The sequence below is a fragment of the Paenibacillus roseus genome (assembly GCF_016424485.1).
Lineage (GTDB): Bacteria > Bacillota > Bacilli > Paenibacillales > Paenibacillaceae > Paenibacillus_D > Paenibacillus_D roseus.
The window spans coordinates 1-4,471 of the sequence record NZ_JAELUP010000021.1 but is presented as its reverse complement, the minus strand read 5'-3'; the positions used below and the strand labels follow the sequence as shown (position 1 = coordinate 4,471).

The following is a 4,471-nucleotide window of genomic DNA, read 5'->3' as shown; positions in this document are numbered from 1 at the left end:
ATTTATTATAAATATAAATTATAATATTTTTTATATTATAATTCTTCTAATTTTGTAGATACCCAAGATATATAATCTTCTAAAGATACCGCTTCTACAACAATAGGCATAAAACCATGATTTACACCACATAATTCACTACATTGTCCATAAAAAACACCTTCTCTTTTAATAAATAAAGGTACTTGATTTAAACGGCCTGGAACTGCATCACACTTTATTCCTAAAGAAGGCACAGCCCAACTATGTAATACATCTGCAGCAGTAATAATTAAACGTACATGTGTCCTTACCGGAACTACCATTCTATTATCTACTTCTAACAGACGTAATTGACCTAATTCTAAATCATCATCTGGGATCATATAACTATCAAATGCTATTATTTGATCGTCTGATAAAGCATAATCACTATATTCATAAGACCAATACCATTGATGCCCTATAGCTTTAACTGTAACAGCCGGATCAACTACTTCATCTAAACTATATAATAATGCAAATGAAGGGATTGCAATAATTAATAGAATTAAACTTGGAGTAACTGTCCAAACAATTTCAATAAAAGTACCATGTATTATTTTTTCCGGAATAGGATTTCGTTTATAATTAAAATGATATAATGCACGGAATATTACCCAAAATACAAAAAAAAAAATAACTATACCAAAAAAAAATATATCGTGATGTAAATCAATAATACCCTGAGCAATTGGCGTTGCTGGATCTTGAAGACCTATTTGCCAATGCTCTGGAGCATCTGCTAATGAAATTATAGGACTAATAGCAAATATAAAAAATACTAATAATTGTTTCATACAAAAACTTTACTAAATTATCTAATTTCTTATTAAGAATTAATTCAAAAACTAAATTTTTTATAGAATAATTCATAATAACTAACTACAATTTTATATTAATTGCAATTTAATTAGTTTATAATTATATGAGCAAAGTGGGACTTGAACCCACGACTTTACGCTTATCAAGCGTATACTCTAACCAACTGAGTTACATGCTCTTGATTTATCAATATATTCAAAAAATAAATAACCTTTAATATAATGTATTATATATAGAATATCTCTATATAATCTACAATAAATTTACAATTTATTCCGGGCAGATGGCTGAGTGGTCTAAGGCGACCGACTGTAAATCGGTTGAATTTCTTCATCGTAGGTTCAAATCCTACTCTTCCCAATAAAACAAATATAAAAAACTAATATTCTGATGATCAACTCAATAAGACGTGATTTATCTCGTAGAACTTTATATAAAAAATACGAAAAAAGTAGATTGATATATAAATCATTAATAAATGATTCTTCGATTAACCCTCAAGATAAATTAACATACATATCAAAACTAAACCAACTTCCAAGAAATAGTTCTAAAGTACGCATTAAAAATAGATGTACTTTAACAGGACGAAGTCATGGAATACATAAATTCTATAGGATCTCTCGTATTAAAATAAGAGACCTAGCAAACAAAGGCTTATTAGTAGGCTACACTAAAGGCAGTTGGTAATTCTATTATCACTAATACACTATGTATTGAGATATCAACTCAATACGATAGAGTTATAGTGGAGTTCGCTGTCAGCCCCCTCCCGTGTCTTACGTCCTCTCCTTGTGTTGTCGTCTATTTCTTGGTTTGCTTCCTCCGAGTTATTACCGGTCGACTTTAATTACTTTACGTTTGTTCATGCCATTTCACTTTACCTGTTCGTGTTGTTTACACTCCAATATTCTTTACTTGCACGTTTCATTGATTCCTGCTTGTCTCCCTACTTACGTCCATAAAGTTGTATGTCTTATAACTCTCCCCCAGAGAGTGTATTCTATTTTCTGCACCAAGGTCTTAGCTCGCGTGAGATCTCTTGTACTTTACCCAGTTTTTACTTGTTTCGCTCGTAATCCTTGGTACCTTACCGCCTACAACACTTTCGTCGTTGACTTAGCCACGTACTCCCCACTTAATTCCTCCTCTCTTCCTTGCCGTAAGCCCTGGGTTAACTATGATTTTTAAAAGGGATTCCCCGCCAATTACCAATACAAAAGCGCTCTTTGCGTATTTGTATTGATAATTCCACGATTATCTTTTTAATCCTTTTAATTCCATATTATTATTACTAATAATACAGCGGTTCACCGCAAACACGGTGAAACCAATCATGTTAACCATTGGGATACGTATAAGTATAGAGTTTCGTCATAAGCCACCACCCCATCTACACAAACTAAATACATTTCTAAAGAAATTTATTAGCCACTTATGCCGATAGTACGATCAGATTAAATACCTTTAATCTTTTCTAAAGATTAAACTTTTAAAGTTTTTTCTCTATACAATCGACATTTATTTCAAAAAATAAAAAATTAATATTTAATAAATTTATAATTCAATTATTGAATATAATTTTAAAATAGATTTCTTTATAGATTTCTTATTCAATAAATGTATTTCTTATAGAGAGAATAAATATATTTTTTTTCATTGAAACATATATTAATGAACTAATTCTAAAGCATTAGAATCATTTCATTAATCTAAAAAAAATAAAAATCACTTCTTTTTCCCGACCTTGCTTTTTTAAGAAAGTCGGTCAGGAAAGGAAATCTTAAATCACTAAAATCATATCATTTCTCCAAAAGAACCAATGAACTTCTAGTCTTACCGCTAGTAGACCAGAAATTCATAGAGATAACCTCAAATGAGGTTATCAACACTTATCTTTTTTTCTTTTCATTGCATCAACAACAAATAATCTAATCACCGGCCGGCTAAAATGCGGCCGGTCTCTTAGATTATCACCCGTCTTTCTCTTCTTCGCTTAATAGAAAGAAATCAAGTATATTTTTTCTTTAATTGCATCAGTGATTAAAAACAATTAAGTTCAAAACGGCGGACGCTAAACAACCGGCCAAGTATCAATTAGTTTTAGTTTTCCTTGAATTACTATATATTAAAAACTAATTTAAATAAAACACCATTTTATTTTTATCAATATCAGCCAAGTAAATTTCCTTTTTTTTGTTTTATTACAATTAAAAAAGAAGTTTATAAATCTCTAATAGCTCAGTGGTAGAGCAAATGGCTGTTAACCATTAGGTCGTTGGTTCGAATCCAACTTGGGGAGATTTTAATTTAATAACGGGCTTATAGTTTAATGGTAGAACCCGTCGCTCATAACGACGTCGTTGTAGGTTCGAATCCTACTAAGCCCATTATTATAATTTTTTGTTTGTACTTTCAAAAATTAAAAGTAATTATTCATTATTTTTTTCAATGAAACGTTTTTCAATTTTAAAACAACCAATATTAAGTGTATTAAACGCTCATATTATTGAGTATCCTACACCAAGTAATATTAATTATTTGTGGGGTTTCGGTGTTTTAGCTGGAGTGTGTTTAGTAATTCAAATAGTTACAGGTATATTTTTAGCAATGCATTATACACCACATGTTGATTTAGCTTTTTTAAGTGTAGAACATATTATGAGAGATGTTGAAGGAGGTTGGTTTCTTCGTTATATGCATGCAAATGGTGCAAGTATGTTTTTTATTGTAGTTTATGCTCATATGTTTCGTGGTTTATATTTCGGAAGTTATGCATCTCCACGTGAATTTACATGGATTATAGGTGTAGTTATTTTATTATTAATGATTCTTACTGCATTTATAGGTTATGTATTACCCTGGGGTCAAATGAGTTTTTGGGGAGCTACTGTAATTACAAGTTTAGCTAGTGCTATACCAGTAGTAGGGAATAGTATAGTTACTTGGTTATGGGGTGGTTTTTCCATTGATAACGCTACACTAAATCGTTTTTTTAGTTTGCATTATTTATTACCTTTTGTTATAGCTGGATTAACGATAGTACATTTAGCTGCATTACATCAATACGGTTCCAATAATCCGCTGGGAGCTAATTCAAAAGTAGATAAAATATCATTTTATCCTTACTTTTATGTGAAAGATTTATTTGGTGTGACAATATTTACATTATTTTTCTCTTATTTTATTTTTTTTAATCCAAATGTATTAGGTCACCCTGATAATTATATTCCAGCAAATCCAATGTCTACTCCAGCACATATTGTTCCTGAATGGTATTTTTTATGGGTTTATGCAATTTTACGTAGTATTCCTAATAAATTAGCTGGTGTTGCAGCTATTGGTTTAGTGTTTATATCATTATTATCATTACCTTTTTTAAACACATCACCTATACGTAGTAGTAATTTTAAACCATTGCAACGTAAATTTTTTTGGTTATTATTTGCAGATGCTGTTTTATTAAGTTGGATCGGACAAAAACCAGTTGAAGACCCTTATGTAATTATAGGTCAATTGGGTTCAGTCTTTTTCTTTTTTTATTTCTTGGTATTTATTCCAATTAGTGGTAAATTAGAAAATTATTTAATTCATTATAAGAAAAATTAAGTTTATTAATTTAATAAAT

At 30.1% G+C, this 4,471-nt stretch carries 3 protein-coding genes and 4 tRNA genes; 5 read left to right on the top strand and 2 right to left on the bottom strand.

Annotated features, from left to right (window positions below; genetic code table 11):
- Nucleotides 1-35: 35 nt before the first annotated feature.
- Together coxB and JFN88_RS26050 are read right to left on the bottom strand one after the other, a co-directional pair.
- On the bottom strand, nt 36-818 hold the full coding sequence (gene coxB, locus JFN88_RS26055) for a cytochrome c oxidase subunit II (RefSeq protein WP_199018751.1): 783 nt from the start codon (nt 816-818) through the stop codon (nt 36-38).
- A 129-nt stretch (nt 819-947) separates the two neighbouring features.
- Nucleotides 948-1,021: transfer RNA gene (locus tag JFN88_RS26050), tRNA-Ile, on the bottom strand.
- Between the two features lie 98 nt (nt 1,022-1,119).
- On the opposite strand from JFN88_RS26050, the gene JFN88_RS26045 reads away from it, so the two are divergent.
- The 5 genes from JFN88_RS26045 (at nt 1,120) to JFN88_RS26025 (ending at nt 4,452) form a co-directional block, all read left to right on the top strand.
- Nucleotides 1,120-1,204, top strand: a tRNA-Tyr gene (locus JFN88_RS26045).
- Nucleotides 1,205-1,233: 29 nt separating this feature from the next.
- Nucleotides 1,234-1,533: a 30S ribosomal protein S14 gene (gene rpsN, locus JFN88_RS26040; RefSeq protein WP_199018750.1), complete on the top strand. Its 300-nt coding sequence runs from the start codon at nt 1,234-1,236 to the stop codon at nt 1,531-1,533.
- Nucleotides 1,534-3,073: 1,540 nt separating this feature from the next.
- Nucleotides 3,074-3,145: transfer RNA gene (locus JFN88_RS26035), tRNA-Asn, on the top strand.
- A 16-nt stretch (nt 3,146-3,161) separates the two neighbouring features.
- Nucleotides 3,162-3,233: transfer RNA gene (locus JFN88_RS26030), tRNA-Ile, on the top strand.
- A gap of 61 nt (nt 3,234-3,294) precedes the next feature.
- Nucleotides 3,295-4,452: a cytochrome b/b6 gene (locus tag JFN88_RS26025; RefSeq protein ID WP_199018749.1), complete on the top strand. Its 1,158-nt coding sequence runs from the start codon at nt 3,295-3,297 to the stop codon at nt 4,450-4,452.
- The last annotated feature ends 19 nt before the right edge of the window (nt 4,453-4,471 follow it).